This is a genomic window from Pseudomonas floridensis (genome assembly GCF_002087235.1).
Classification (GTDB): domain Bacteria; phylum Pseudomonadota; class Gammaproteobacteria; order Pseudomonadales; family Pseudomonadaceae; genus Aquipseudomonas; species Aquipseudomonas floridensis.
In genome coordinates this window covers 1-661 of sequence record NZ_MUIO01000266.1, presented here as the reverse complement: position 1 = coordinate 661, position 661 = coordinate 1, and the positions used below count along the sequence as shown (strand labels likewise).

1 protein-coding gene is annotated in these 661 nt (G+C 61.7%); it reads right to left on the bottom strand.

What is annotated here, in order from left to right:
• The coding region (locus BZK31_RS28805) for an ABC transporter permease subunit (RefSeq protein WP_157900844.1) at positions 1–661 on the bottom strand (661 nt) is incomplete at both ends.

Genomic DNA, 661 nt, shown 5'->3' with positions numbered 1-661 from the left:
GGCATGCCGAAACCCAGGAAATCCAGGGCCGTCAGGGTTGAAATGGCACCGGTCAGAATGAACGGCAAGTAGCTGAGTGTCGCGTTCATGGCATTGGGCAGAATGTGCCGCACGATCACGGTCCGGTCTCCCAGCCCCAGAGCGCGTGCGGCCTTCACGTATTCCAGGTTTCGTCCGCGCAGAAACTCGGCACGCACTACATCGACCAGCGTCAGCCAGGAAAACAATGCCATGATGCCCAGCAGCCACCAGAAATCGGGTTCGACGAAGCCTGACAAAATGATCAGCAGGTACAGCACCGGCAACCCCGACCAGACTTCCAGCAACCGCTGACCGAGCAGGTCCACCCAGCCGCCGTAATAGCCTTGAAGCGCGCCGGCGGTGATGCCGATCAGGGCGCTGATGAAGGTCAGTGCCAACGCGAACAGGATCGATACCCGGGCGCCGAAAATCACTCGGGCCATCACGTCGCGTGCCTGGTCGTCGGTGCCGAGCCAGTTGGTGGCCGACGGTGGGCTTGGTGCAGGGATAGTCAGCTCGTAGTTCGGCGTGTCGTCGCTGAACGGGATGGGTGGGAAGAGCATCCAGCCGTCGCCCTTGGCGATCAGCTTGTGCACATACTCGCTGCGGTAGTCCGGCTGAAACGGCAGTTCGCCGCCGA